2 tRNA genes and 1 rRNA gene are annotated in these 386 nt (G+C 50.5%); all 3 read left to right on the top strand.

What is annotated here, in order from left to right:
• Nucleotide 1: 1 nt before the first annotated feature.
• The 3 genes from rrf (at nt 2) to LMC10_RS02030 (ending at nt 338) form a co-directional block, all read left to right on the top strand.
• Nucleotides 2–118 (top strand): 5S ribosomal RNA (rrf, locus tag LMC10_RS02040).
• 49 nt (nt 119–167) lie between these two features.
• Nucleotides 168–259: transfer RNA gene (locus LMC10_RS02035), tRNA-Ser, on the top strand.
• A gap of 7 nt (nt 260–266) precedes the next feature.
• Nucleotides 267–338: transfer RNA gene (locus LMC10_RS02030), tRNA-Glu, on the top strand.
• Nucleotides 339–386 lie beyond the last annotated feature (48 nt).

Here is a 386-nt window from a genome sequence, read left to right as displayed (position 1 = left end):
GTGTGGTGATGATGGCTTGAAGGATACACCTGTACCCATGCCGAACACAGAAGTTAAGCTTCAACACGCCGAAAGTAGTTGGGGGATCGCTCCCTGCGAGGATAGGACGTTGCCACGCAAGATCAAGCTTTGGCACCTGGTCTTAATTGTGCCAGGGCTTGGATATTGGAGAGTTGTCCGAGCTGGCCGAAGGAGCATCATTGGAAATGATGTATACGGGTTAAAGCCTGTATCAAGGGTTCGAATCCCTTACTCTCCGTTAATATGACCCGTTAGTCAAGTGGTTAAGACACCAGCCTTTCACGCTGGTATCGTGGGTTCAAATCCCGCACGGGTCACTTTTGGAGGATTAGCTCAGTTGGGAGAGCATCTGCCTTACAAGCAGG

The organism is Limosilactobacillus reuteri subsp. simiae (assembly GCF_020784875.1).
GTDB lineage: Bacteria > Bacillota > Bacilli > Lactobacillales > Lactobacillaceae > Limosilactobacillus > Limosilactobacillus reuteri_H.
The sequence above is the reverse complement of the archived record's forward strand: the minus strand, read 5'-3'. Positions and strand labels throughout refer to the sequence as shown.